We start from the raw sequence: 25,445 nt of genomic DNA, 5'->3' as shown, positions 1-25,445 counted from the left end.
CGTGTGTCCGCCGCCCCCGAAGGATACATAGATATATGGCTATGTTTTTGTGGTACCTAAGCAATGATAGATGTTATTATTCCGACAAAAGTTAATTTTCCTCAAAAAAAACAATCCGGGGCCTAGTAAGATGCTGGGAGTCTGGTTAAATTTGGTCAGTCGGATACAGTTAGCCGGCCACATTCACCTGCACATCATTTCTTCATCACTCTATTTCATTCGCTTATGAAACGAGGCTTACTTTTCTCCCTGCTGCTGACGGTAGCAACAACGGTGACGAGCTTCGCGCAAAAGTCGCCCGTTGACGAAACGGAAATGGCCGTTAAAGGTATTCCGCGCAAAGGTCAGCGGGTTGCGCTGCAGCTGGATAGCAAGCGCGTGGAAGACTCCTGGAAAAAGCAGCTGGACGAGCAGTTCGGCAGCAAAGTGAAATCCGACAAAGGCGTGTACACCATGGATGGTGTGGTTATCGAGTCGATTTCAAAAACGCCCATCCGCGTAATCAGCAAAGTGGATGCCGTACCAACGGGCACCACGGTATGGTGGTCGATTGACTTGGGCAACGCCTACCTGAGCAAGGATGCTACGCCCGTGCAGTGGAAATCGGCGGAAGGCTATCTGAAAGATTTCGCCCGCAAGCTGTACCGTGAAGACTTGGCCATTCAGGTTGCAACTGCCGAGAAGGCGCTGCAACAGTCGCAGGACAACCACTCGGCCGTAATTTCGAAGGCTGACGCCATCAAAAAGGACATCGAGAAGAACAAGCAGCGCAAAATTGAAATTCAGCAGCAGCTGGCTCAGAACGCTGCTGAACTGCAACAGTACAACAACCTGGTGGACCTGAACCTGAAAGAGCAGGAAGCCGCCCGCGCCGACATTGTGAACATGCGCATCGCCCTGGAGGCCGTGAAAGAGCGCATGAACAAAATCGAATAGGTAGCCCTTTGGACTTATTCAGCCGCTTACAAAAGCCCCACCAGCCTGCTGGTGGGGCTTTTGCGTTGTTATTGCCTGTGGTTGCGCACGTACTGTTCGGCCTCTTTCTCGTCTTTCCAGCCCACAATGCGGGTTTCGGCTGGGCGGGTACGGTGCTGGAACCACAGGCTCAGCGAGCTGCGTACACCGGGATATTGCCGGTTTAGCGTGGCCCAGTCCGTAGCATCGGGCAAAATGCGCTGGGCGGGCCGGGCCGGTACTGCCACCAGCACCGATTGCATGGCCCCATTGACATCCAGCGAGAGTAGCGCCACAGGGGTAACTTCCAGCACCGAGCCTGCGGGCTGGGTTTCGGACAACACAAGGGCCGGTAAAGGCTGTTGCGTTCCAGGAGCCAGAGCGGCCACCCACGTGCCCGGCACGAAGCCCATATTGCCCGGCAGCGGCAAGAACTCCACCAACTCATTGGTACCCGCCTGTTGCTGGGGCTCAAACTTGTGGGTGGCAAAATTATAGTGCTGCACTTGGTTAGTACCCGCCGGCATCTCCACCACCACCTGCAGCAGCTTCCGCTCGGCCGAATACGTGGGCAAATCAGCGTAATCGGTGCGGCAGCCGAGTAAAGTTGTTAAGAATATACCGGGCAGGATGACTTGGGGAATGCGCATAGGGGCTGGAAGGTAAAGAGCAGGTGGGCAAAAGATACTACGCCCGGCCAGTACATAAAATACCAACCGGGCGCAGCAAAAGGAATCAGGCTATCGGGCAAACTGCTCGTCCAGCAGCCGGAAGGGGCTCAGCCGCTCCAGGTGCAGCACAAAGCGAATGTTGCTGGTGAAGTCTTTCCGGCTTTCGGGCAGCCCATTATCGAACTGGGAGCCGGCCACTGGGATATAAATGCGCAGGAAATTCTTGGCCGTGGGCAGGATAAGCTGCGAAACGGGCAGAATGAGGCCTGCTCCATAGTAACCACGGGTAGAGCTGGACAAAGAGCCAATGTTCCGCACCTTACCCAAGCCTAGGTCGCCGTACACGGCCAGCGGAGTTACAGGCAGGTCAGCTTCCAGATTCAGCGTGGTCAGCCAGTCACGGCTCACCACGGGCACATAGGCCTTGAAGGCGCCGTCCCGGTCGTCCGTCTGGTGAATTTGAGCGGCGAAGGTGGGCGAAATCTGCTGACGGTCGAGGTACGTATTCTGACGACGGTAGTCGAAGCTACCGCTCAGCCCCATCATGAACTCCTCGCTGGATTTCAGGAAAGCTCCCCCGAACAAGCGGGCGCGCACCTGCTTGTTCTTATTGTAATACCGGCCGTACGTGGCCGTCACGCGTAGCAGAGAAGCCCGCTGGTCCTTGATGTCCTTCGAGGCATCAGCCGCCAGGAAGTTCAGCTCCGCATGGGCCGACCAGTTCTGCAAAGCATTGCCGTGCTGGGCCTGGTATTCCAGCGTCTGGATGCTGCTGGTGCGGTTCAGGTCCTCATTCTGCACCGAGGTAGTAGCCAGCCGGGCCCACTGCTGCACCCGGTTGAAAGCGGAGTGCGGCATCTGGAGCGTGATGCTGGGCTCCAGCTTCACAAACCGCTCAAAGCGCGTTACCTGCACCTGCGTAAGCAGCTGGCGCACGTTGTTACGCGGCAGCACGTGCAGCGCCACCCGGCCAATTCCGTTCAGCTCCTTCTGGTTGAAGCTGTACATGGGCATGGCCAGAAAGTTCAGGCGTTTGGGCGTAATCAGGTTGGTGTAGAAGGCAGCCCCCAGCATAAACTTGTCGGAGGTGTTAGCCCCCAGCGCCGGTGCCCAGTTGATAAAGTGCCGGTCCCACCGCTCGGGGCTGGCCAGCGGCTTCACCTGCAGCGGGTCCCAGGTCGGGAAGGAGCCTTCCAGCTGGCGCATATCGTCGCGGCGGTTCAGCTGGGGCGTCAGGTAGCCGGGGTCAATAACTACTGCCGCTACACCCTCGCGGCGGAAGTTGAGCTGGGTTTCGTCTTTCTCATCGTCATCAGTACCACCAAATACGGGCGTCCATTGGGTTTCCAGCACCTTGCCCTGGGCGTCGAGGCTGGCTACGGGCACGGCCAGCGGGGCCGGAGAATCGTTGCGCACCAGCACCTTTACGGTGCCTTTCTGCACTAACATATCCGACAGGGCCACCTCGTAGTGGTTCTGCGTGCCGAGCATATCCTTGAAAAACCAATCCAGCTTCTGACCGGTAGTCTCCTCAAATACGGCTTGCATATCGGCCGGGTAGGGGTGGCGGAACTGCCAGCGTTGGAAGTAGGTGCGCATGGCCTCGTCAAACTTCTCCTGACCCAGGTAGCCGGCCAGATAATTCAGCAAAACCGGCGTTTTGCCGTACACCATCAAGCCGTAATTCAAGCTGCCAAACTCAGCCGCTGGCAGCGCCACGGGCTGGTCCAGCCCGCGGGAGGCAGTAAGCTGATAAGGCAGTAGATCAAAAGCTGCCGCCGGCAAATTCTCCCACCCAACTTTGGCGGCCAGTTCAGAGCGTTTGTAGAAAAAGCTGAACGTACCGTCTGAATTTTTATCCAGCGCGGATACCCGTTTTTCGGTGTAGGTGTTCACGCCCTCGTCCATCCACGGGTAGTCCCGCTCGTTGGATGCCAGTACGCCGTAGAACCAGTTGTGGCCTACTTCGTGCACAATGGCCATGGGCATCGTTACCGTCACCATGGGGTACTCCATCCCCGAGCCGGCTTTCAAGGAGCCGCTGACAGCCGTAGCCGAAGCATACGGATACTCGCCCACCCACTGCGAGTAGTAGGTAAGCGCTTTGTTGATGTTTTGAAGGCCATTTACCCATTCCAGGGCCTCTTTGTTGGTGAACATCACCCAGGAGGTCACCTGCCGGCCAGAGGGTAGCGTAACGCCGCTTTTCAGCACATTGTAGCGCTTATCGGCAAACCAGGCAAAATCGTGCACTCGGTCCTGCACGTAGCGCAGGGTTTTCGTTTCAGCCGCCGAAGCCGGAAACTTCATGTCGGTACCAAAGTCTTCCTGGGTTTTCTTGGCGGCAGTGGCGGCGGCTAGCTGGTCGAGGCGCTGCTGCTCATCGGGGTTCTGCAGCACGCCGGTGGCACCCACGGTGTAGTTGGCCGGCAGCGTGATGCGCACATCAAAAGAACCAAACTCCGAATAGAACTCGCCTTGGTCGAGGTAGGGCATCGGGTGCCAGCCTTTCTGGTCGTACACGGCTGGCTTGGGGTACCACTGGGTTACCTGGTAGCTCTGCCCGGCGTGGCCAAAACGCGAAAACGAGCCCGGGATTTTCACCCGAAACGGGGTGCTAATGGTAGCTGTGGCCCCGGCAGCCAGCGGCTGCGGCAGCACCAGCTTGGCCATATCAGGGTTGTTAGCGTCATACTCCAGGCGAGCTGACTGGCCGTTTACCTGAAATTCGAGCCCATCAATAAAGCCCCGTTCACTGGCCGGCGCAAACTGAAACTCCCGGTTGCCGTTACGGAGCTGCTGGCGGGCAAAGGCTGTGTTGTTGTCCCGGTAAGCGTTAGGCCAGAGGTGAAACCAGATAAAAGACAGGGCCTGGGGCGAGTTGTTGGTGTACACCATTTCCTCGCGGCCCGTGAGCTGGTGCTGGCGGTCATCCAGCGTTACGTCAATAGAATAATCAACTTTTTGCTGCCAGGTAGCCGGTGCCTGCGCCCAGGCAATGGTAGTAGGGGCCACGAGAAGCAGACTTGTGCGTAGTAGTTGTGGGATGCGCAACATGAATGGGGGAGAGGTAAAACGAACGGCAACGAAAGTAGCCGTTCGGCCCCAAACGCCCATGCATAACCTTTCCAGAAAAGCGCACGTTTGCCTTTTACCTCAACCATTGTGCTACCCACTGGCACCTAACACCTTCTTATATGTCCTTCCACAAGCAACCGAAAGACGACACCCAGCACCAGAACCATCTTGATGGCACCACCAAACTACTAGGCAACGACCTGCAAGAGGAGGCAGACCGCTCCGGCCTGGATAACCATTTTCAGCGCTGGATTGAAGACCTGAAAGATGTAAACAACCCCGAGTTGTACCAACTGGTAACCGACCTGCAGGAGTTGAAAGCCCACTTTAATGGTGGTAGCATCGATAAAGACAAAGTAGCGCAGTTACTGAGCCGTCTGGGAACCAACACCACCAAAGCGGCCGTATTTGCTGAAAACCCCAACACAGCCGAGCGGGTAGAGAAACTAGGTGAAGCCCTGAGTGCCGCCGCTGCGCAGCTGAAATAGGTTTTCCATACCAGGCTATAGCCAACGAAAAAGCCCAGTTCCTGCAATAGGAACTGGGCTTTTCTATAAGCAAGCTGATGTAGCTTAGGCGGCGGTAGTAGCTACCACGCGACGCTTCTCCTTGATGCGAGCAGCTTTGCCCGACAGGCCACGCAGGTAGAACAGACGAGCACGACGAACTTTACCACGACGGATAACTTCAATCTTGTCGATGTTGGGCGACAGCAGCGGGAAAATACGCTCGGTGCCGATTTGGTTCGAAATCTTACGAACCGTGAAGGTTTCGCCGTTCGAGTTGGTGTTCTTACGCTGAATCACCACGCCCTGGAACTGCTGAATGCGCTCCTTGTTACCCTCGCGGATTTTTACGTGGACGTTAACGGTGTCACCGGCTGCAAACTGGGGGAAGCTGGCGCGGCGCTCCTGGGATTCCTGCTGGATAAAATCGAGTAGTACGCTCATGGCTGGAAAAACTGTGAAGGACGGCCGCGCCGCCCTGAAGGGTTTCGGGTAAAGAGGCGCAAATATAGCCCTCTATTTTTATTAAAACAATGAGTGGATGAGTGATTTAGTAAGCAACCCCACTGGCAGCACGGAAGAGCTGGGTGGATTTGCTTGGGGCCTCATTCACTGTAACAAGTCGGGGCGGCGTTGCTCGGTGCGGGCCAGGGCCTGCTCGTGCCGCCACACGTCAATTTTGGGGGTATTGCCCGAAAGCAATATCTCCGGTACTGTAAGGCCTCGCCATTCGGCCGGGCGGGTGTACACGGGTGGGGCCAGCAGGTTGTCCTGAAACGAGTCGCTCAGGGCTGATTCCTCGTTGCCTAGCACGCCGGGCAACAGCCGCACCACCGCATCCACCAGTATGGCTGCGCCCAACTCACCCCCGCTCAGCACATAGTCGCCTACGCTGATTTCGTGGGTGATGTAGGCTTGACGGATACGCTCATCCACGCCTTTGTAGTGCCCGCACAGAATGAGCAGGTTGCCCGCCAACGATAGTCGGTTGACCAGGGGCTGGCGCAACGTTTCACCGTCGGGCGTCATGTAAATGACGGCCTCGTAGCTCCGCTGGGCCAGCAATTCGTCAAAGCAGGCCGCAATAGGCTCCACGCGCAGCACCATGCCGGCCCCGCCCCCAAACACGTAGTCATCAATCTGACCGTGCTTGTTAATAGCGTAGCGGCGAAGGTCGTGCAGGTGAATTTCGGCCAAGCCTTTGTCCTGAGCCCGCTTCACAATGGAATGGGCAAAGGGGCTCACCAGCAAATCCGGCTGACACGTGACAATGTCGATGCGCATAACCGGGCCTAGGGCTCTACAACTTCGTCGGGCTCATCCCGCTCCCGCGAGGCCGGCGTGAGGTACACGTCCAGAAGGCCTTCGGGGAGGTTCACGTGCAGTTTCCGCGCTTCTTCATCGGCGTGCAAAATGAGCTCATCAGCCACCGGAATTAATACTTCCTGGCCTTTGTAGCGCATCGACAGCACATCCTGCTGGGGCAACTCGTAGAAGGTTTCCACGGTGCCCAACTCGCCGAGTTGCGCATCCACCACCGTAAAGCCAATCACATCGTGGAAGTAGAACTGGTCTGCTTCCAGTGCGGGTAGCTCCGAAAGGGGGCGCCAGAGCTTGGCGTTACGCAGCGGCTCAGCTTCCTCTACCCGCTCAATACCTTTCAGCTTGAGCAATGCCCGGCCGGTGCCCTGGGGCTGCAGCTTCTCAACGGCGTATTCCGTGAGCTTTTCCGGAGCCGTGGGCAAAGCCAGCAGCACCTTTTTCAGCTTACGGTACGCCTCCAGGTCGTCTACATCCAGGGCGGCCACCACGAAGCCTTTCAGGCCGTGGGGCTTCACAATGGAACCCAGTTCGTAGCAGTCGTCGAGCGTCATGGCAGAAGAAATGAAGAGGGGAAACATAGAGAAGGTGATGAGGTGAAACCAGCATGCCCGAGGGCACTCAGTTACCTCATCACCTTCTCACGTGAGCCGGAAATTAAGCGCCGGCTTCCTCAGTCGTTTCAGCCGGGGCTTCAGCTTCGGTAGCTTCGCCTTCAGCGGCCGGAGCGGCAGCAGCCAGAGCAGCAGCCTGCTTGGCGCGCTGTGCTTCAGCACGAGCTTCGTTTACTTTGGTTTCGGCGGCCAGACGCTGCTTGCGAGCATCCTCCTTGGCGTTGCCGAGGTTGGTGCGCTTGCCTTCAATTTTGGCGTCTTTCTGCTCTTTCCAGTCGGTGAAGCGCTGGTCAGCAGTTTCCTGCGAAATAGCACCTTTGATAACACCCAGTTGCAGGTGTTTGCGGTACAGTACACCGCGGTAAGAGAGCATGGCGCGCACGGTATCCGTGGGCTGGGCACCTTTCATGATCCAGTCGAACGCCTTGTCACCGTCGAAGTTGATGGTGGCGGGGTTGGTCTGGGGGTTGTAGGTACCGATTTTTTCGATGAAGCGGCCGTCGCGGGGCGAGCGGGAGTCAGCAACAACGATGTCGAACATTGCGGCCTTCTTGCGGCCACGACGGGCGAGGCGGATTTTAACTGCCATAAACCGGTTTGGTTAAGCGACGCATCCCGTGCGTCTGGTTGAAAATGAGGTGCAAAGGTACACACAGTTTTTGCGGATAAAAAGCGTTGCCGGTATTCTGTGTAATGGTACAGGTAAGCGCGGCGCATTTAAGTGGCTGCGTAAAGGCTAGAAAACCGTAAAAAAGCTGAAATTACTGCTCCACTATTCGTCGTAATTTTCTCGGTTCTCTACTATCAGTTAGGTATGCAAGTACGTTTCCGCCACCGCTATTGGCTATTGGGTATAATTTTAATAGTAAGTCATTGGGCGGCTGGTGAAGTACCCGATTCGGTGCTGGTATTGCGGGGGCGACTGTGGGACGGTACTGGCCGTCCTGCCCTGGAGCGAGGAGTTGTGGTAATAAAGTCTGGTAGCATCCTAGCTGTCGGCCCCGAAAACCGGGTGCGCATTCCGGCTAAAGCGAGAGTAGTGAATGTAGCGCCAGAGGAAACTATTCTGCCAGGTCTGATTGATTTGCATGAGCATTTGCGTCCCCAGTACACTGCTTGGTTGTTACCCGCTGGCGTTACTACCGTCCGCGACGCGAACAACCAGCTAACCATGCTTGCGCAAGTCCGACGCATTCGGCCGTATGCGCCCCGCGTGCTTTACAGTGGGCCCTTGCTCGATGGGCCTACCACGTTTTTTCGAGAGTTGCTGACAGCCTCTGGCTTTCCCGATTCAGACCTGCAGGTAGCTATTCGGCCGGCTACGGCGGGGCCTATTACGGACAATTTGGTGCTGGAAGTGAGCACACCAGCCCAAGCCCAAGCGGCTGTGGATAGCCTAGCCGCTCATGGGGCTTCTGTGGTGAAACTATACGAGCAACTGTCCTGGCCGGCGTACCAAGCTGCAGTGGCCCGCGCCCGCCAAAAGAACTTGCCCGTAATGACGGACTTAGGTATGCAGATAACGAGGGGGCTTACAGGGGCGCAAGTGGACGCTCTGCAAGCTATTCAGGCAGGCGTGAGTAGTATTGAGCACACAAGCGGATATGCGTTGGCCTACAAGCGCCTCGGCGGCGACCCCGCTAAAGAACCCTTCGATGAACAACTACTCGACCAGTTGGCCCAAGCAACTGTGCGGGCCAAAGTAGCCTTGGTGCCTACCTTCTCGGTATTCTATGCAGCCGCCGCTCCTGACTCGGCCCGGCAGTTACAGGGGTTGCCGGGAGCTGCTTATGTACCGTCAGCCATGCAACAATGGTTTGAAATGCAGGCAAAGGCCTATGATGCGGAAGCGCACCAAGTTTCTTTAGCAGATCTGCACTTAGCGCAGGCCGTGGTACGCCGAGTGCACAAGTTGGGCGGCTTGATTGGGGCAGGCACCGATGCCCCAGCAGGCGCCTATAACCTCGCCGGGGGCGGACTACATCGGGAACTAGCCTTACTGGTAGAGGCAGGACTTACCCCAAGCCAAGCTTTATACGCTGCTACCGGCGGGGCCGCCCGCATTTTACGGCAGCCGCAGTTGGGCACCCTGCAACGCGGCCATGTAGCCGACATAGTAGTTGTCACCGGTAAGCCTGATCAAAACATCCGGGCTACTCGGGCTATCCGGTACGTGATACAAGCGGGCAAGCTCTTACCACTGACAGAACTGAAGCAGCAGGCAAAGGCTGAAGGTGGATCTATTCCTTAACCGAACAGGGTTTACACGAACAGCCCCGTACCTGCATGTCAGGTACGGGGCTGTTCGTGTAAACCCTGTTCGGTTAGAGCAAAAGCTAAGCCGCCATCTGGACGGGCTGCTGCCACTTACGCTTCACCTTTACCACGCCTACTTTATCCAGTACCCAGATAACGGCGTAGGTGGGGTCCAGCTCCCATTTCTTCACGCCGAAGTTCACGCGCATGGGTAGCTTGTGGTGATTGTTCTGAAACAGCTCGCCAAACGCCAAGAAGTCGAAAGGCAGCGTGTTCATGGATTTATCGTGGTTATCGAAGTTTTGGTAGCCGTATTTGTGGCCGCCCCAGTTCACAATAGCACCGTGGATGGGGCCCATCAGGAAGTGGATGGGCAGCAGCAGGAACTGCCACCACGCCGTGGCAAACTGTACGTAGAACAATACGTACAGCGCGCCCCAGCCAATGCGGGAAACAGCCGTGCCACCAAAGGCCTCCAGGGCTTTCCACTCGGGGGTGTCGCCCTCAAAACGCTTGGCTTCCTCATAGCGGTTTTCCACTACCTCCCCATAAATCACCTTAGTCTTCCACATCATGCTGAAGGCATTAGAGGAAAAGTGGGGAGAGTGGGGGTCCAGCTCGGTGTCGGAGTAGGCGTGGTGCATGCGGTGCAGCAGCGCATACGCCCGCGGCGACAGGAACGAGGAACCCTGGCAGATGTACGTGAACAGGAAAAAGAATTTCTCCCAAAACTTGTTCATGGTGAACATCTTGTGGGCAGCGTACCGGTGCAGATAGAACGTCTGCGTAAAGAGCGACAGGTAGTAGTGCGCTACGAAGAAAAAGAGTATTGCCATAGGGGCAGAAAAATTAGAGGTCGGAACCGGGAGCGGCGGGCACGTTTGAGGCCAAAAGCTCAAATTCCCTGCTAAAGTTCAAGTGCCGCACCACAAAACTACGGCCCTGCCTGCCCCTAGTGCAATTAGCCTTCTGAAAAGGACAAAATATTATTCACAAGTGCAGGCTAGAAAATAAAGCGTCATCCTGAGCACTACTTAGGATGACGCTTTATTTTCCGGTTCAGAGTGGCAGTAATTAATAGTATGCCTGAGCTGCTTCCCAGTGCGCTACATCGGGCACGGGGGCCCGAAAGCACATTTCTTCTTTCGTAACGGGATGCTGAAACTCTAGCTGCCGGGCGTGCAGGGCAATGCTGACGTCGGGCAGGGGAGCCAGGAAACCGTACTTCACGTCGCCGACGATGGGCGTGCCGAGGCCGGAGCTGAGCTGCACCCGGATCTGGTGAGGGCGGCCCGTAATGGGGTTCACCTGTATCAGCCAGCGGCTACCTGCCTGGCCCAGCACCTGATAATCCAGGTCCGATTTCAGGCCTTGGCCGTGCCGCTCGGTGTAGGCTTTGGTAGTGTTGCGGATAGGGTCTTTCACCAACCAGTGCGTGAGGTGGCCCTGGGTGGGGGTGGGGCATTTGCCGGTAAGGGCCCAATAGGTTTTGTGCACCTTATTGTCCCGGAACATCTCGTTGAGGCGGCTCAGGGCTTTGCTGGTTTTGGCCAAGGCTACCACGCCGCTCACGGGCCGGTCGAGGCGGTGGGCTACGCCCACGAAGGCCGCGCCCGGCTTCTTATACTTGAAGCGCAGGTATTCCTCCGCCTTGGCCGAAAGCGGCTCGTCGCCGGTGGCGTCGCCCTGAACCAGTAGGCCGGCGGGTTTATTGATGATGAGCAGGTGGTTGTCCTCAAATAGGATTTCCCGGCCTTCCGCCCACAGGTTTGGTCGATTCACTTCGAGTTAATTATGAATTACGAATGCTGAATTAGTGCTGCACACTGCAACTTCTTCGCAGCAGCCCACTTGGTTAATTCAACATGCATAACTCAGCATGCATCCTTCAACTTAATACGCTTCTTCCGCCGTGGGGAAGTCGCGCGACTTCACATCCTGAATGTAGCGCTGCACCGCGTCGTGCATCAGGTCGCCCAGCTCGGCGTAGCGGCGCAGGAAGCGGGGTTTAAACTCCTTGGTGATGCCCAGCATATCGTGCACTACCAGCACCTGCCCGTCCACATCGGGACCAGCGCCGATGCCGATAACCGGAATAGTCAGCTTTTCGGCTACCTGCTTGGCCAAGGCTGAGGGAATTTTCTCCAGTACCAGCGCAAAACACCCGATTTCCTGCAGCAACAGGGCGTCCTCAATCAACTTCTGGGCTTCGGCTTCTTCCTTGGCCCGCACGGTGTAGGTGCCAAATTTATAAATACTTTGGGGAGTAAGCCCCAAGTGGCCCATTACAGGAATGCCGGCCGTCAGAATCCGGGTAATACTGTCTTTGATTTCAGCGCCGCCTTCCAGCTTGATACCGTGCCCGCCCGATTCCTTCATGATGCGGATGGCGGAGCGCAGCGCTTCGGAGGAGTTGCCTTGGTAGGAACCAAAGGGCATATCCACTACCACGAAGGCTCGCTTCACGGCCCGTACCACGCTCTGGGCGTGGTAAATCATCTGGTCGAGAGTGATGGGCAGGGTGGTTTCGTGGCCGGCCATGACGTTGGAGGCCGAGTCGCCGACGAGCAGCACATCCACGCCGGCCCCGTCCAGAATCTGGGCCATCGAGAAGTCGTAGGCGGTGAGCATGGATATTTTTTCGCCGCGTTGCTTCATGGCCAGCAACTGGTGCGTGGTCACGAGCTTGACTTCTTTGTGTTGGGACATGGTATTTAGGGACTTGGGGACTTAGGAACCTGGGGACTTGGATTTCGGATGGCTATCCGAGGTCCCGAACGTGAGGCCAAAGCTGCGGAATTTTTCAGAAAAGAACTCTGCAAGGCAACCTGAAGGCTGCTACACCCCAAGGCCCTAGTAATTCAGGAAGGTGCGGTTGCGGCTGAGCTTGAGGCTCTGCAACAGTGCCGACTTAGCTGCTATCGTCACGAAATAGCCCCGGGTAGCCCCAAAAGGTCGCCAGTTGCCGGTAATCTGCCAGCAGTGCAGGTCCTTGGTTATATCCAGGTTGGTGAAGGCCGGCGCCCGGTTGATGAAATCGTAGTTGGTGCTGAAGCCGAAGCGCAGGGTTTCGGTAAGCTTCACCGAGCCGTTCAGGTTGAGCGAAGCGGCCGTGTACGGGGCTTTGCGGGGCCGGGACCGAAGCTCAGGCAAGGGCCCCTGGTTGGCGTAGGAAGCCGTAAAGCTGGTATTCAACTCCCAGGGAATCGAGAAGTCCACGTAGTCCTCGTAGGGGTTGATGACGCGCGGGGAGCCCAACTGCGGGTCATTCACCGGGGCAGCGTCACGCGAGATGGTAGACTTCTTCTTGCCCTGGCTGGGGTTGAATTGGTAGGAGAGAGAAGCATTGGCCGTAGAGAGGCGGGCCAGCTTGATTTTCTTGTTGTTCTGCCACAGAAAATCATCCTTCAGCGTGCCGGTGGAGTCGCGCTGGTAGAATTCAAAGTTGGCGTTCAGGGTCACGTTCAGCTTGCGCGCTACCTGCGTGCGGAACGTGGACGACAGCGGAGCCAGCTTCAGGCGCTGGGCAGCAAAGTTGTAGCCCGTGCTGAAATCCAGGCCGTCAATCAGGCTCACCTTATTGAACGGCGTGTTGCCGGTGGTGTCGTTGGAGTTGCGCACTTTCATTTCTACGGCGTTCTGCAGCGAGAAGCTCAGCTGGCTGACTTCGGTAGAAGTAGGGTAGCCATAGAGGAAGCCGTTGTACTGAGGTAGCAGAAAGCCCTGATTATCAATATACGTCTGTCCCTCGGAATATAAGCGGCCGGTAGAGGGGTCGCGCAGGCCGGGGGTGGCAATGCGTTCCAGCCCCGAGTTGCGGGCCGAGCTGGTGGGAGTATAGTTGTAGATAAGGCTGGGCGTGATTTTGTGACGCAGCGCCTGAATTTTGTGCGTGCCTTTCCGCACGAGGGTACCATACAAGTTGGTGCTCATGCTGATGCCCGCGTTGTAGCTAGACAGGCGGTTGAAGCCCGCAATGGTATCTACCTGAATGGCGCGGGCCGTTTCGTTGTAAGAGTAATCCAGCTTCTTGAAATACCAGATTTCGTTGTAGGAAACCGTGGGGCTGAAGTTAAGGTGAGCGAAGTTGTAGCTACCCAGGCTGATGCCGAAATTGTGGCGCATGCCCGTTTGGGAGTTACGCAGCAGCTTATTGATATTGTTCAGCTTCACAGGCATCACAAACGCTGCCGAAGAGCCGCCCAGCAGCGGCACCGAGCCACCATTGATTTGGCGGGCGGCAATGTTGTTGGAAAGCTTGTTCTGGAAGGTCAGGTCGTAGGAAAACGCGAGCTGCTCGTAGATCTTTCGAGGTCTGATTTTGAGGATATCGTACACGTATTGCCGGGCCAGCTGCGCCGAAACGTCGGGCAGGGTGAAATCCATGGTACCGGTTTGCGTGTTCTGGCTCTGGCTCAGGTTGATGCTGTAGTTGATGGGCGCGTACCGGAGCTGCTTGGAGTAGGAAACCGTGGACTGGAACGCCGACGACAGGTAGTTGCGCGGGTTGTAAGAGTTCTGCCGGTAATAGGAGCCGTTGCTGCTGCTGATGTTAACGTTAGCCGAAAACCGCCCCCCGTTGGGCCGGGGTACCGGCGTGTGCGTCCAGAGCAGGGCGAAGGTTTTCGCCGAACGGGGTACGTTGTAGGTGGGGTTGGTATTGGCATCTGTAGTACCCAGCAACCGCTCGGTGGGCTGGGAACTGTAATTGAACGTGAACAGGCCCTGGTAGCGGTACCGGGTGATGTACTGCATTTCGGCCGTACCACGCCAGCCCCCAAACCGGTCAGCGTTGCCCGAGTAGATGTCGCCGGTGAGGCGTACACCAATGTGCTCGTTGGCGGCCCAGTAGTAGCCGCCGTTGCGTAGGAAAAAGCCCCGGTCGGCGGCCTGCCCAAACGTGGGGATGATGAGACCCGAAGAGCGGCGCTTGTTTTTGGGCGACGGGAAATACCCGAACAGAAAGCCCAGCGGCGTGGGAATATCCCCAATAACCAGGTTAAACGGGCCCGTAATTACACTCTGGCCCGGTATCACCTTCATCCTGGTGGCATTGATATAGAAATGGGGGTTCTCAAGGTTGCAGGTAGTGTAGCGCCCATGCACCCCGAACATCTCGTTCAGCTCGTTCTTCTTGATGGTTTCGGCGTGGATATAGCCTTCACCCTGCTGGGTTACCACGTCGGTGATGCGGCCCCGCTTGCTCTTGATATTATAGTCGATGCGGCCGGCCTGGTAGGTTTCGGCACCCTGCTTGAACACGGGCTTGTCCTGCACTTTGCCCGTGGAGTCAGCGGCGCCCTCGGCGGTTACCAGGTTTTTGCTGTAGTCAACGGTAATCAGGGCGGCTTTCAGGTTCATCTCGCCATAATCCACGTTGGCTTTGTCGTAGAGAATGGCGCGCTTGTTCTGCACCTCAAACCGGATGGAATCCTGCGCCTTATACTTGACGGTAGTTTCCACGGCTCCCTTGCGGCCCCCAGCGGCCACCCGCAACGAGTCGGGCGTGCCGGTTACCAGCCCAGTAGTGTCTCGTACGGGGCCAGCAGGAGCCGGCGGGTTCAGAATCTGGGGTTGCGGCCGCACATCGGCCGGCACATTGGTAGTGCGGGGGCGCTGTTGGGCGTGCAGCGGCCCAAGTACTCCTAGGGTGAGTACTAGCAGGCCAACAAGCCACCGCAAGGGCCAGAATGCACGTACAACAAGATGGAACACAGGCGCGGGTAAGGCCACGTAGTTTTTATCGTTTATTTTGTGGCGGTTTGCAAAGGTAGCGGGTCGCTGCCCCAACTAACGAACTCCGTGCGGAATATTGTCGCTCTGGGCGCGGCGGCCCTGTTTTCACTCGCCGGCTTTGCTTTTCCTCAACACTCGGAACCAGTTGCGGCTCCGATGCGGTATCGGCTACGTACAGTAGTGCTGGATGCGGGGCATGGCGGTAAGGATAGAGGCTGCGCCGGCGTGAAAGCCCGCGAAGCCGATGTAGCACTGAAAATTATATTGGCCCTGGGCCGGCAGATAGAAGAGAATATGCCGGACGTAAAGGTTGTATACACCCGCAAGACCGACGTATTTGTGGAGCTGGCCGACCGGGCTGGCATTGCCAACAAGAACAATGCCGACCTGTTTATTTCGGTGCATTGTAATGCCTCCGCGGCCTCGGCCAATGGTACCGAAGTGTGGACGATGGGCCCGCATAAAACCGACGCTAATTTGGCCGTGGCTAAGCGCGAAAACTCGGTAATTCTGCAGGAAGACAACTACCAGGAACGGTACAACGGCTTCGACCCGACCTCGCCCCAGAGTCATATTTTGTTTTCGCTCTACCAGAGCGCCCATATTGTAAATAGTATTCGGTTTGCCCAGAAGGTAGACCGGCAGCTGCGCACCACCGTGGGCCGACCTTCGCGCGGGGTGAAGCAGGCGGGTTTTCTGGTACTCTGGAAATCCACTATGCCAGCCGTGCTGATTGAGTCCGGCTTCCTGACCAACCGGCAGGAAGAGGAGTATCTGAACGATAAGACTAATCAGACGTATATGGCCTCGGGCATTTACCGGGCCTTCCGCGACTATAAAAATGAGCTGGAAGCAACCTCGGGCGAGTAGCCCCGCCGGGCTGTGCAACTCGGCCCCCGACTTTCTGACTCTCCCTCCAACTAACTGCTGACCCCCGTGTCGAAAGAAATCAAAGTAGCCTTGCTGGGTATTGTGGCGGTAGCCCTGCTCATCTTCGGCTTCAACTTCCTGAAAGGGAGCAACCTGCTGTCATCGGACCGCACCTACTACGCCAAGTACGACAACGTGGACGGCCTGAACGTGGGTAACCCCGTGGTGCTGAATGGTATTAAAGTAGGCCAAGTAAAAGAAATGACCCTGCTGCCCCAGGAAGGCAACCGCGTGAAAGTGGCCTTGGAACTGCAAAAAAGCGTAACCGTGGGCGACTCCACCGTGGCCAGCCTCAGTGGTTCGCTATTGGGCTCCAAAACCATTACCCTGTTTCTGGGCAAAGACAGCAAGGTGTACGACGGGGGCGAAACCCTGAAATCATACACCGTGGCCAGCATTACGGATGCCTTCCAGGCCAAAGCCCTGCCCGTGCTGGGTACCGTCGATTCGACCCTGATTAAGGTGAATGGTTTCCTGAACAAGGATGCCAAAGTGAGCCTGCAGGCTACGCTGCTCAATGCCCAGGGCAGCACTGAGGCGCTGAAAAACCTGCTACTGATGAACCAGCGCAATATCAACCAGATTACCACCAACATGGCCCGCCTCACGGCCGACCTGAACAAAACCAGCGCGAAGTTCGACCGGATTGCCGCCAATTTCTCCACCCTCAGCGACTCGCTGAAGGGCGCTCCGGTGGGCCCGGCCATGCGCAAGCTCAACGCCACCATGGGCGAGGCCCAGCAAACCATGACCACGCTGAACCGCTCTTTGTCGGACCAGCAAGGTTCACTGGGCAAGCTCCTGCGTGACTCCACGCTCTACAATAACCTCAACGCCACGGCCGCCAGCTCCAACGCCCTGCTTCAGGACCTGAAAGCCAACCCCAAAAACTACGTGCATTTTTCGGTATTCGGGGGCGGGGGTAAGGCCAAGAAGGAAACCGAAACCACTACCGTGAAGCCCAACGGCACCACCACCGAAACCGAAGTGAAAACCACTGTGAAGTAAGTAGCTCACGCTTCGGCTTCGCGCTACTTTCCTACCTTTGAATCCGCCCCACCCAGGGCGGATTTTTTTTGCCGCTTTCCCACCCACTCCCACCCATGAACCTCGAATTCAACAAGAACGAAGACAGCATTAAGCAACTCAACTTCCAGCTGAAAAAGCGGCTGGAGAAAGTGCAGCTCGGCGGCGGCGAAAAGCGCATTGCTGCCCATAAAGCCAAAGGCAAGCTCACGGCCCGGGAGCGGATTGAGTACCTGATTGACAAAGGCTCGGAAACCGTTGAAATCGGCGCCTTTGCCGGGGAGGGCATGTACCCGCAGGAAGGCGGCTGCCCCTCGGGCGGCGTGGTGGTAGTGATTGGCTACGTGCAGGGCCGGCAGTGCGTGATTGTGGCCAATGACGCCACGGTGAAGGCCGGCGCTTGGTTCCCGATTACGGCCAAAAAGAACCTGCGCGCTCAGGAAATCAGCATCGAAAACAAGCTGCCGATTATCTACCTCGTGGACTCGGCCGGGGTGTACCTGCCGATGCAGGACGAAATCTTTCCTGATAAGGAGCACTTCGGCCGCATCTTCCGCAACAACGCGGTGATGAGCAGCATGGGTATCGTGCAGCTGGCGGCCATCATGGGCCCCTGCGTGGCCGGCGGGGCCTACCTACCGATTATGTCCGACGAGGCCATGATTGTGGACGGCACCGGCTCGGTATTCCTGGCGGGCTCGTACCTGGTGAAGTCGGCTATTGGGGAAAGTATTGACAACGAAACGCTGGGCGGGGCCACCACCCACTCCGAAATTTCGGGTGTGACGGACTACAAGTTCAGCAGCGACGAGGAGTGCCTGGACCACATCCGCAACATTTTCGATAAGATGGGCGGGCAAGCTACGGCCGGTTTCTCGCGCAAAGCACCCCAGGCGCCGGCCAAGGATGAAAAGGAAATCTACGGCCTGCTGCCCTCGGACCGGGTGAAGCCCTATGACATGATGGACATCATCGAGCGGCTGGTCGATAACTCGGAGTTCGAGCCCTACAAGGACCTCTACGGACAGAGCCTGATTTGCGGGCTGGCCCGCATTGACGGCTGGGCGGTGGGCATTGTGGCCAACCAGCGCAAAATCGTGAAGACCAAGAAGGGGGCTATGCAGATGGGCGGCGTCATCTACTCCGACTCGGCAGACAAGGCGGCGCGCTTCATCATGAACTGCAACCAGAAGAAGATTCCGCTGGTGTTTCTGCACGACGTGTCGGGCTTCATGGTGGGCTCGCAGAGTGAGCACGGCGGCATCATCAAGGACGGAGCGAAGATGGTGAATGCTATGGCCAACTCCGTGGTGCCCAAGTTCTCGGTTATCGTGGGTAACAGCTACGGGGCCGGCAACTACGCCATGTGCGGCAAGGCTTACGACCCCCGCCTGATTGTGGCCTGGCCCACCGCTCAACTGGCCGTAATGAGCGGGGCCGCCGCGGCCAACACGCTGCTGCAGATTCAGGTGGCCGCCGCCGAGGGCAAGGGCGAAAAGCTGACGGATGAAGCCAAAAAGGAAATGTTCGACAACATCAAGGCCCGCTACGACGAGCAACTCTCACCCTACTACGCCGCCGCCCGCCTCTGGGTCGACGCCATTATCGACCCATTGGAAACCCGCAAACTGATTTCCCAGGGCATTTCAATGGCCAACCACGCGCCGATTGAAAAGGCGTATAATGTGGGGGTGATTCAGGTGTGAGAAAACGAACAGGCATCTAGTACTTATGGATATTGAAATGGGGCATGGCAAGACTGTTGTCATGAAAGCATTGCATCAAGCTGGTACTTATTCGGGTCTGCTCGAAGGGCTGCCAACTACTAGGATGAACAAGGAGATATTGCGCAGGGTAAAAGATTCTGCAAGAAGAATTTTCTATGCACAGGATATATTCCTGATAGAACCTGTGCAAAAATTACTCAAGCGGGAAAAATGGTATGTCTTCGGCAAACCGGCAATACTGCCTAAAATTCAATGTATTGCGGAGTTATATCATCCTCAACCAGCGAGAAACCACGATATGCATTTCTCTGCCCTAACCGTTATATGGTATCAGGATAGCTATGCATTACCTATCTATCCTGAAGTAGTAAGGAAATTAAAAGAACTGCCTTGGGATGACATAGCAGGCGATTTTGAGTACTAATTCGTTTGTTTAAATTAACGAATACTGAATCAAGGGCCCGTCGCACCAAACAGGAGCGGCGGGCCGTTATTTTTCCTGAAATAGGTAGGCGGAAAATTCAGCCGGGTGGCGTAATTCGCAGATATATTCCTAATCACCCTATGCGAGAGTATATTCTGCTACTAGCTCTGTGTACTGCGTCCGTTAATGGGCTGGCTCAGAGCTCTACTAAACCTGCTGAGGTAATGGTAGTCGGCTGCGACCATCTGACCCAAATTTACAAACCCGACAAGCCCGCCACCGATGTACTGACGCCCCAGGGACAGCAGCGTATCAGCCGCTTTACGGCCGCCATCGGCAAATACCGCCCCGATATGCTGGTGGTGGAAGCCCTTCCCGCGGAGCAGCCCCGCCTCGACAGCCTCTACGCCCTGTACCGCCAGGATAAGCTGGACCTGGCTGCTCTGCCCGGTGGCCGCAGTGAGATTTATCAGGTAGCCTTTCGGCTGGGTAAGCAGCTGCAACTCCCCAAAATTTACTGTGTGAATGCCCCGGGCGGTACGTCGCAGGGTATTTTGCGCACCGGCCAGAACATTGAGTTGTACCAGCAGGCCGGCGCGGAACTAAGTAAAGTGGCCGGTGCCAAGAGAGCCGCGTTGGAAGATGGCAGCCTGCCTCTGGACCGGTACCTGGCCGCCATCAACCAGCCGGAGCTGTACAACCTAGTGTACCGGCTGCGCTATGTGACGCCGGCCCGGGTAACGAACAGCCGCTTCACCAACCCCGACGCGGCCGTGGACACGGCCTTCGTAGACCCCCGGTACATTGGGGCGGAGCTGATTTCGGTGTTCAAGAACCGGGACTATAAAATCTATTCGAACATCGTCACGCAGGCTTTGCAAACCCGGCCGCAGCGGGTGCTGGCCTTATTTGGGGCTGCTCATATCGGCTCTTTGCAAAGTATCTTCGCCGCTGATCCGGAGTTTCGGGTGGTAGAGTCGCGGAAGTATCTGAAGAAGTAGGTGGCTTTGGAAGGAAACGAATTGAAAGAGCGTATCTTCTAGCACAGGTTTCTGTTCTTCAGCGTTCTTCTAAGCCCGGATGATATGCAACTGTCGGCCCGGATTACCAGCCAGTATCAACAGCACGAAGTACAAGTGCGCACCGATGAGGTAGTTAAAACCTTGACAGTTCCGGTGAAACCAACGGGGCTGGGCTCGGCCGTGAATGGGGGCGAGCTGTTGCTGCTGGCGCTGGCCACGTGTTGCTGCAATGATATATACCGTGAAGCCGCTAAACGGCAGATAACAGTCTCGGGAATAGAGGTAACCGTGAGCGGAGAGTTTGGGGCGGAAGGTGAGCCGGGCCGAAACTTTACGTACACTGCTACAGTGAAGGCTGATGCTTCCGCAGAAGAAGTTGCCGCGTTGATTCAGCACGTGGATAAGGTAGCGGAAGTGCACAATACGCTGCGGCAGGGCCTTCCCATTGTGCTGCAACCCTAACGGAGCTCCGCCATAAAACCAGAAGTTGCCGTATAGCCTCCGGATGTAAACCCGAAGACGATGGCAAAGAAGACAGTAGCGGAAATACTGGTAGATACCCTGGTAGCAGCCGGCGTGCGGCGCGTGTACGGCGTGGTGGGCGACTCGCTCAACGGCATTACCGACGAAATCAGGGGGCGCGACGATATTGAGTGGGTGCACGTGCGCAATGAAGAGGCCGGGGCCTTTGCTGCCGGCGCCGAAGCCCACCTCACCGGCTCCTTGGCCGTGTGTGCCGGTTCCTGCGGCCCCGGCAACACCCACCTCATCAACGGCCTCTACGACTGCCACCGCAGCCGCGTGCCGGTGCTGGCCATTGCGGCTCAGATTCCGAGTATCGAAATAGGGACCGGCTACTTTCAGGAAACCCACCCCGAAACCACTTTCAAGGAATGCAGCGCGTATTGCGAGCTGCTGGGCAACCCTGGCCAGGCCGTGCGCATGATAGAAGCCGCCGTGCAAACGGCTCTCACGCAGCGGGCCGTATCCGTGCTGGTAATTCCCGGCGACATCAACTTTGAGGAAACCGAAGCGCCCGAACCCCGGGTGCCGGCCCTGCGCAGCAAGGCCACGTTGGTGCCAGCCCTAGAGGATTTGCGCGCCGCCGCCGACCTGCTGAATACCGCTGATAAAGTGACCATTCTGGCCGGGGCTGGGTGCGCCCAGGCCCATGCCGAGCTGCTGCAGGTGGCCGAAGCCCTGGGTGCTCCCGTGGTGCACGCCCTGCGCGGCAAGGAGTACGTGGAGGGAAATAACCCTTACGACGTGGGCATGAGCGGGCTGCTAGGCTTCACCTCCGGCTACGCAGCTCTGATGGACGCCGATGCGTTGCTGATGCTGGGCACCGACTTCCCATACACGCAGTTTCTGCCCCAGGAAACCCGCACCGTACAAGTAGATCTGCGCGGGGAGCACATCGGCCGCCGCACCCGGGTGGAGGTGGGCTTGGTAGGTGACGTGTCGGCTACGCTGCAGGCCCTGCTGCCCATCCTCAACCACAAGCAGAACCGCCGCCACCTCGAGAAAGCCCTGGACCATTACCAAGAAGCCCGCCAGGATCTGGACGAGTTGGCCACTGGCGAGGCCGGCGACACCAGCATGCACCCGCAGTACGTGGCCCGGCTGCTGAACGAGCAGGCCGCCGAGGATGCCATCTTCACCTGCGACGTAGGCACGCCTACTATCTGGGCGGCCCGCTACCTGCGCATGAACGGCCGGCGGCGGCTGCTGGGCTCTTTCAACCACGGCAGCATGGCCAACGCCATGCCCCAGGCTCTGGGCGCGCAGCTGGCCAGCCCCGGCCGGCAGGTAATTGCCCTGGCCGGCGACGGAGGTTTTGCCATGCTGATGGGGGAGCTGCTGACGCTGAAACAGCTGAAAGTGCCCGCCAAAATCGTCATCTTCAACAACGCCAGCCTGGCCTTTGTGGAGTTGGAAATGAAGGCTGCCGGCCTGCTGGAATACGGTACTGAGTTGGACAACCCCAACTTTGCCGCTCTGGCTGAGGCCGCCGGCGTGCGGGGCATCCGCGTGACGGACCCCGCCGACCTGCCCGCCGCCATTGCCGCCATGCTGGCCCACCCCGGCCCGGTAGTGCTGGATGCCGTGGTAAAGCGCACCGAACTGTCGATGCCGCCCACCATTCAGGCCGCGCAGGTGAAAGGCTTCAGTCTCTACGCCCTCAAGGCCATCATGAGCGGCCGGGGTGATGAAGTGCTGGAACTGGCAAAAACCAACCTGCTGCGGTAAGGCAAGGAAACTAAACCGTCCTTCCAAGCATGTGGCGCATCAAGCCGGTGTCTGAGAAATTTCGCGTGCTGATGTTGCAATGGTACTGTCATTCCGAGCGCAGCCGAGGAATCTCGCGTGCTGATGTTGGATTACTCTTGCAACGTCAGCACGCGAGATTCCTCGGCTGCGCTCGGAATGACGGTTTAATTGCCTCCTAAGCGAACCGCCGGATGAACAAAAAACGCTCTGCAGGCTGTTATTTCCTGATACGTCTGCGGGCTAAGCCGCGCGGGTTGTGTTTATTTGCTTCTTCTGCTCAGCGCGGCCCCGGCCGCCCCTCTGCCGTTCTATGACCAACAAAGAAATCAAAGCCCTCATCTCCCTGCTCGACGACCCCGAAGTTGCCCCGCAGATTCAGGAGAAGATCCAGACGCTGGGCGAAACCATTATTCCGTTTCTGGAAGAAAGCTGGGAGGAAAGCCTCGACCCCCAGCAGCAGCAGCGCCTCGAAGACCTGATTCATCACCTGCAGTTTGAGGGCTTGCAGCAACGCCTGCGCGTGTGGCGCGACTCGGGCGGCGAGAACCTGCTGGAAGGCATGTGGCTGCTGAACTCTTACCAGTACCCCGACGCTGATTTTCAGGTGCTGAACCGGGCCATTGAGCAGCTGCGCTTTGAAGTGTGGACGCTGCTACAGCCCGAAATGCACCCCGCCGACCAGGTACAGGCGCTTAACCACGTGCTATTCCGCACCCATAAGTTTGCCGCCAACACCCAAAACTTCCACTCGCCGGCCAACTCCATGCTGCACCGGGTGCTGGAAACCCGCCGCGGCAATCCGCTCACACTCTGCGTGATTTATTTACTAGTGGCCCAGCGGCTGAAATTGCCGGTGTTTGGCGTGAACCTGCCCAACCTGTTTGTGCTCACGTACCGGCAAGAGCCGCCGCTGGAGTCGTTCTACATCAACTGCTACAACCGCGGGCTGGTGCTGTCGCGCACTGATATTGAGCATTACATTCACCAGCTCAACCTCACGCCCAACGAAATCTTCTTTGAGCCCTGCTCGCACCTGGATATTGTGCGCCGGGCCCTGCGCAACCTGCAACTGAGCTTCGAGAAGCTGCAGGAGCCCGCCAAAGCCGCCGAAGTAGGCCAATTGCTGGCCATTCTCACGGTTGAAATGGTAGCCGATAATTCTGACGCCTCCCCCGACGAGGAGTAGGCTGAAGAACTGAGAAAATAGAAATAAGCCGTCTGTCATTGCGAGGAGGCACGACGAAGCAATCCTTCCTTTTCAAGTCTGAAATCTTAATACGAAAAGCCCCTGACGCCAGCACGGACGTTAGGGGCTTTTTGAATAGGTCAGAATTGCGAGCTTAGAGCAGGAAAGATTGCTTCGTCGTGCTTCCTCGCAATGACAATTTTCTTACTGCTCAGTTCTCTACTTAAAACTTCTTAATCAGGCAGCCGGCGGCGCGTTTGTCGGCTGTGGCGGCGGGGCGGCCGGCCAGCAGGTTGTCCAGTACCTGCTCCACGTATTTTTCCTTCACGTAGGCCTCTACCTGCGGGTTATCGTCGATAGCACCCTTATAGCGCACGGCAAATCCGTCGCCCACGGGCTGCAATACCACGGCTTCGGGGGTTTTACTGGCTCCCAGCAGGTTGCTCACTTTCTGGCCTTCATCGGTGAGCAGCGGCAAGTCGGCTCCGGTGGTTTTTACTTTCAGCTTTTCAGCTTCGGCGGCGTCGGTGCTGGCTTCCAGGTTGATGGGGGCATTCACAAACAGGAACTGCACGCCCTTGGCGCTATACTCAGAGCTGAGGGCGCTGAGCCGACCTTGGTACAGCTTGGAAAATGCGCAGCTGGGGTTCAGGAAAACCACCACCACGGCTTTGTTGCCAGCGTAGCTTTTCAGGGCCACTTCGGCATTGGAGGCGTTTTTCAGGCTGAAATCGGCCACGGAGCGGCTGCCCTGGGCGCGGGCCACACTCACGGCAACCGTGCAAAACAGCAGGGCGGCGGCAGCAACAATAGAAATTCGGCGTAGAGACATGCGGAGCGGAGAACTGGTGAGTTGGTGGTACAGAGTGCGTATCACTACGCGAATGGATGCTACGGAATGCAGCGGCCGAAACCACTGCTGTTAGGCATTCTCTGTTTCACCGATTGTGTACGTGAGAATGTAGTCGGGTTGCGGGTGCAGGTAGTGAATCTGGTGTTGGCTGCGGGAGTTTTCGAGCAGCAGGTGTCCCGTCAGCACACCGGCCTCCCGCAGCTCAAACGGGCTGAGCAATAACTGCTCTTTGAACACCAGGCCCCGGCGGCTATGCAACTTGTACAGCGTTTCCTTGGCACTCCAATAGAGGCAATACTTCGTTGCGTTGCTGCCAGCGTCGGCTAACTCAGATTCCGCTAGAACCCGGGGAGCCAACTTTTTAGCTTTGGGACGGACCAGTTCAATATCTATGCCAACCGGCTCCTGAGTGGAGAGAACCGCCGCTACCCACTCCCCGGAGTGCGACAGGGAAATACCGTAGGCGGGCAATTCCTGAAAATAGGGCCGGCCGTTTTCATCGTTGTGCAGGGCCGCAGGGGCATCGTTCAGCTCCCGCAACAGGTGATGGGCCAGCACCCGCCCGGCCAGCCACTGCCGGGCGCGTAGCTCGTCGCGCCCCTGCGGGAAGCGGGCCAGGTAGTGCGGCTGGGCCGGCAGATGGTCCCAGAGCACCTCGGCCGGTTCGGTGAGGTGCCACAGGCCCAGTACAGCCGTTTGGGAAATAGGGGAGAGGGAGTGGAGAGGCAAGCGGTGAGCTGGTGAATGGTGATGGGTGAAGGTACGTAAGAACCAGTACCCCGGAGCGGTGCTCCGGCCCGCGCAAGTAGGCAGCGGCATTTCGGGGGGAATGAATAGGCACACGCGAGCCGGAGCACAACTGCGGTGTACA

Annotated in this window: 23 protein-coding genes; 11 read left to right on the top strand and 12 right to left on the bottom strand. The window is 57.3% G+C overall.

All coding sequences use genetic code 11. The annotated features are described in order from the left end of the window. The first annotated feature begins 225 nt into the window (after positions 1-225). Positions 226-936, top strand: coding sequence for a DNA repair ATPase (locus LF252_RS12310; RefSeq protein WP_226269896.1), 711 nt, complete (start codon positions 226-228; stop codon positions 934-936). A 68-nt stretch (positions 937-1,004) separates the two neighbouring features. Here the strand turns inward: LF252_RS12310 and LF252_RS12305 are convergent, their stop codons facing one another. Beyond that, positions 1,005-1,604 (bottom strand): inorganic diphosphatase, encoded by a 600-nt coding sequence (locus LF252_RS12305; protein WP_226269895.1) that lies wholly within the window; start codon positions 1,602-1,604, stop codon positions 1,005-1,007. Between the two features lie 90 nt (positions 1,605-1,694). Beyond that, a complete protein-coding gene (locus LF252_RS12300; RefSeq protein WP_226269894.1) occupies positions 1,695-4,682 on the bottom strand; it encodes a M1 family metallopeptidase in 2,988 nt (995 codons plus the stop codon). A gap of 140 nt (positions 4,683-4,822) precedes the next feature. Here LF252_RS12300 and LF252_RS12295 point away from each other — a divergent pair, with 140 nt between their 5' ends. Further along, positions 4,823-5,191 (top strand): hypothetical protein, encoded by a 369-nt coding sequence (locus LF252_RS12295; RefSeq protein WP_226269893.1) that lies wholly within the window; start codon positions 4,823-4,825, stop codon positions 5,189-5,191. Between the two features lie 84 nt (positions 5,192-5,275). Here the strand turns inward: LF252_RS12295 and rplS are convergent, their stop codons facing one another. From rplS to LF252_RS12275, 4 genes are all read right to left on the bottom strand, one after another. Beyond that, on the bottom strand, positions 5,276-5,653 hold the full coding sequence (gene rplS / locus LF252_RS12290; RefSeq protein ID WP_226269892.1) for a 50S ribosomal protein L19: 378 nt from the start codon (positions 5,651-5,653) through the stop codon (positions 5,276-5,278). A 165-nt stretch (positions 5,654-5,818) separates the two neighbouring features. Beyond that, positions 5,819-6,493, bottom strand: a complete 675-nt coding sequence (gene trmD / locus LF252_RS12285; protein ID WP_226269891.1) for a tRNA (guanosine(37)-N1)-methyltransferase TrmD — start codon at positions 6,491-6,493, stop codon at positions 5,819-5,821. Between the two features lie 8 nt (positions 6,494-6,501). Further along, on the bottom strand, positions 6,502-7,110 hold the full coding sequence (gene rimM / locus LF252_RS12280) for a ribosome maturation factor RimM (RefSeq protein ID WP_226269890.1): 609 nt from the start codon (positions 7,108-7,110) through the stop codon (positions 6,502-6,504). Between the two features lie 76 nt (positions 7,111-7,186). Continuing rightward, positions 7,187-7,732, bottom strand: a complete 546-nt coding sequence (locus LF252_RS12275; RefSeq protein ID WP_226269889.1) for a 30S ribosomal protein S16 — start codon at positions 7,730-7,732, stop codon at positions 7,187-7,189. Between the two features lie 225 nt (positions 7,733-7,957). On the opposite strand from LF252_RS12275, the gene LF252_RS12270 reads away from it, so the two are divergent. Beyond that, positions 7,958-9,394 carry an amidohydrolase family protein gene (locus LF252_RS12270; RefSeq protein WP_226269888.1) on the top strand — a complete coding sequence of 479 codons (1,437 nt, stop codon included), beginning with the start codon at positions 7,958-7,960 and terminating at the stop codon, positions 9,392-9,394. An 85-nt stretch (positions 9,395-9,479) separates the two neighbouring features. Here LF252_RS12270 and LF252_RS12265 read toward each other — a convergent pair whose 3' ends face one another. The 4 genes from LF252_RS12265 to LF252_RS12250 all read right to left on the bottom strand — a co-directional run bounded on the left by LF252_RS12265 (position 9,480) and on the right by LF252_RS12250 (position 15,081). Continuing rightward, positions 9,480-10,235 (bottom strand): acyl-CoA desaturase, encoded by a 756-nt coding sequence (locus LF252_RS12265; RefSeq protein ID WP_226269887.1) that lies wholly within the window; start codon positions 10,233-10,235, stop codon positions 9,480-9,482. A gap of 238 nt (positions 10,236-10,473) precedes the next feature. Further along, entirely contained in the window at positions 10,474-11,181 is a 708-nt protein-coding gene (locus LF252_RS12260; RefSeq protein ID WP_226269886.1) for an RluA family pseudouridine synthase, read from the bottom strand. A gap of 111 nt (positions 11,182-11,292) precedes the next feature. Further along, a complete protein-coding gene (gene panB, locus LF252_RS12255) occupies positions 11,293-12,108 on the bottom strand; it encodes a 3-methyl-2-oxobutanoate hydroxymethyltransferase (protein WP_226269885.1) in 816 nt (271 codons plus the stop codon). Positions 12,109-12,252: 144 nt separating this feature from the next. Next, complete coding sequence (locus LF252_RS12250; protein WP_226269884.1) at positions 12,253-15,081, bottom strand: putative LPS assembly protein LptD; 2,829 nt, start codon at positions 15,079-15,081, stop codon at positions 12,253-12,255. Positions 15,082-15,291: 210 nt separating this feature from the next. On the opposite strand from LF252_RS12250, the gene LF252_RS12245 reads away from it, so the two are divergent. The 8 genes from LF252_RS12245 to LF252_RS12210 all read left to right on the top strand — a co-directional run bounded on the left by LF252_RS12245 (position 15,292) and on the right by LF252_RS12210 (position 23,721). Beyond that, positions 15,292-16,005: an N-acetylmuramoyl-L-alanine amidase family protein gene (locus LF252_RS12245; protein ID WP_226269883.1), complete on the top strand. Its 714-nt coding sequence runs from the start codon at positions 15,292-15,294 to the stop codon at positions 16,003-16,005. A 66-nt stretch (positions 16,006-16,071) separates the two neighbouring features. Then, positions 16,072-17,073 (top strand): MlaD family protein, encoded by a 1,002-nt coding sequence (locus tag LF252_RS12240; protein ID WP_226269882.1) that lies wholly within the window; start codon positions 16,072-16,074, stop codon positions 17,071-17,073. A 95-nt stretch (positions 17,074-17,168) separates the two neighbouring features. Then, positions 17,169-18,797, top strand: a complete 1,629-nt coding sequence (locus LF252_RS12235) for an acyl-CoA carboxylase subunit beta (RefSeq protein ID WP_226269881.1) — start codon at positions 17,169-17,171, stop codon at positions 18,795-18,797. 25 nt (positions 18,798-18,822) lie between these two features. Next, a complete protein-coding gene (locus LF252_RS12230; RefSeq protein WP_226269880.1) occupies positions 18,823-19,242 on the top strand; it encodes a hypothetical protein in 420 nt (139 codons plus the stop codon). Positions 19,243-19,382: 140 nt separating this feature from the next. Continuing rightward, the gene (locus tag LF252_RS12225; RefSeq protein WP_226269879.1) at positions 19,383-20,243 is read left to right on the top strand and encodes a DUF5694 domain-containing protein; all 861 of its coding nucleotides are present in this window, start codon (positions 19,383-19,385) and stop codon (positions 20,241-20,243) included. 84 nt (positions 20,244-20,327) lie between these two features. Then, positions 20,328-20,726 carry an OsmC family protein gene (locus tag LF252_RS12220; protein WP_226269878.1) on the top strand — a complete coding sequence of 133 codons (399 nt, stop codon included), beginning with the start codon at positions 20,328-20,330 and terminating at the stop codon, positions 20,724-20,726. A gap of 60 nt (positions 20,727-20,786) precedes the next feature. After that, a complete protein-coding gene (gene poxB, locus LF252_RS12215; protein ID WP_226269877.1) occupies positions 20,787-22,514 on the top strand; it encodes a ubiquinone-dependent pyruvate dehydrogenase in 1,728 nt (575 codons plus the stop codon). Positions 22,515-22,845: 331 nt separating this feature from the next. Next, entirely contained in the window at positions 22,846-23,721 is an 876-nt protein-coding gene (locus LF252_RS12210) for a transglutaminase-like domain-containing protein (protein WP_226269876.1), read from the top strand. Between the two features lie 223 nt (positions 23,722-23,944). On the opposite strand, the gene LF252_RS12205 is transcribed toward LF252_RS12210, so the two are convergent. Further along, positions 23,945-24,553, bottom strand: coding sequence for a redoxin domain-containing protein (locus LF252_RS12205; RefSeq protein ID WP_226269875.1), 609 nt, complete (start codon positions 24,551-24,553; stop codon positions 23,945-23,947). Positions 24,554-24,643: 90 nt separating this feature from the next. Further along, on the bottom strand, positions 24,644-25,303 hold the full coding sequence (locus LF252_RS12200; RefSeq protein WP_226269874.1) for a 4'-phosphopantetheinyl transferase family protein: 660 nt from the start codon (positions 25,301-25,303) through the stop codon (positions 24,644-24,646). Between the last annotated feature and the right edge of the window lie 142 nt (positions 25,304-25,445).

The sequence above is a fragment of the Hymenobacter pini genome (assembly GCF_020421205.1).
Taxonomy (GTDB): domain Bacteria; phylum Bacteroidota; class Bacteroidia; order Cytophagales; family Hymenobacteraceae; genus Hymenobacter; species Hymenobacter pini.
Note: the sequence above shows the minus strand (reverse complement) of the source record. Positions and strands in the feature narration are given on the sequence as shown.

Excerpts from the sequence above, each read along its gene's own strand:
- LF252_RS12235 (WP_226269881.1), top strand. The coding sequence starts at position 17,169 with ATGAACCTCGAATTCAACAAGAACGAAGACAGCATTAAGCAACTCAAC.
- LF252_RS12220 (WP_226269878.1), top strand. The coding sequence starts at position 20,328 with ATGCAACTGTCGGCCCGGATTACCAGCCAGTATCAACAGCACGAAGTA.
- trmD (WP_226269891.1), bottom strand. The coding sequence starts at position 6,493 with ATGCGCATCGACATTGTCACGTGTCAGCCGGATTTGCTGGTGAGCCCC.
- LF252_RS12310 (WP_226269896.1), top strand. The coding sequence starts at position 226 with ATGAAACGAGGCTTACTTTTCTCCCTGCTGCTGACGGTAGCAACAACG.
- rimM (WP_226269890.1), bottom strand. The coding sequence starts at position 7,110 with ATGTTTCCCCTCTTCATTTCTTCTGCCATGACGCTCGACGACTGCTAC.
- LF252_RS12275 (WP_226269889.1), bottom strand. The coding sequence starts at position 7,732 with ATGGCAGTTAAAATCCGCCTCGCCCGTCGTGGCCGCAAGAAGGCCGCA.
- LF252_RS12230 (WP_226269880.1), top strand. The coding sequence starts at position 18,823 with ATGGATATTGAAATGGGGCATGGCAAGACTGTTGTCATGAAAGCATTG.
- LF252_RS12305 (WP_226269895.1), bottom strand. The coding sequence starts at position 1,604 with ATGCGCATTCCCCAAGTCATCCTGCCCGGTATATTCTTAACAACTTTA.
- LF252_RS12270 (WP_226269888.1), top strand. The coding sequence starts at position 7,958 with ATGCAAGTACGTTTCCGCCACCGCTATTGGCTATTGGGTATAATTTTA.
- LF252_RS12210 (WP_226269876.1), top strand. The coding sequence starts at position 22,846 with ATGACCAACAAAGAAATCAAAGCCCTCATCTCCCTGCTCGACGACCCC.
- LF252_RS12295 (WP_226269893.1), top strand. The coding sequence starts at position 4,823 with ATGTCCTTCCACAAGCAACCGAAAGACGACACCCAGCACCAGAACCAT.
- panB (WP_226269885.1), bottom strand. The coding sequence starts at position 12,108 with ATGTCCCAACACAAAGAAGTCAAGCTCGTGACCACGCACCAGTTGCTG.
- LF252_RS12245 (WP_226269883.1), top strand. The coding sequence starts at position 15,292 with ATGCGGTATCGGCTACGTACAGTAGTGCTGGATGCGGGGCATGGCGGT.
- poxB (WP_226269877.1), top strand. The coding sequence starts at position 20,787 with ATGGCAAAGAAGACAGTAGCGGAAATACTGGTAGATACCCTGGTAGCA.
- LF252_RS12225 (WP_226269879.1), top strand. The coding sequence starts at position 19,383 with ATGCGAGAGTATATTCTGCTACTAGCTCTGTGTACTGCGTCCGTTAAT.
- rplS (WP_226269892.1), bottom strand. The coding sequence starts at position 5,653 with ATGAGCGTACTACTCGATTTTATCCAGCAGGAATCCCAGGAGCGCCGC.
- LF252_RS12205 (WP_226269875.1), bottom strand. The coding sequence starts at position 24,553 with ATGTCTCTACGCCGAATTTCTATTGTTGCTGCCGCCGCCCTGCTGTTT.
- LF252_RS12300 (WP_226269894.1), bottom strand. The coding sequence starts at position 4,682 with ATGTTGCGCATCCCACAACTACTACGCACAAGTCTGCTTCTCGTGGCC.
- LF252_RS12265 (WP_226269887.1), bottom strand. The coding sequence starts at position 10,235 with ATGGCAATACTCTTTTTCTTCGTAGCGCACTACTACCTGTCGCTCTTT.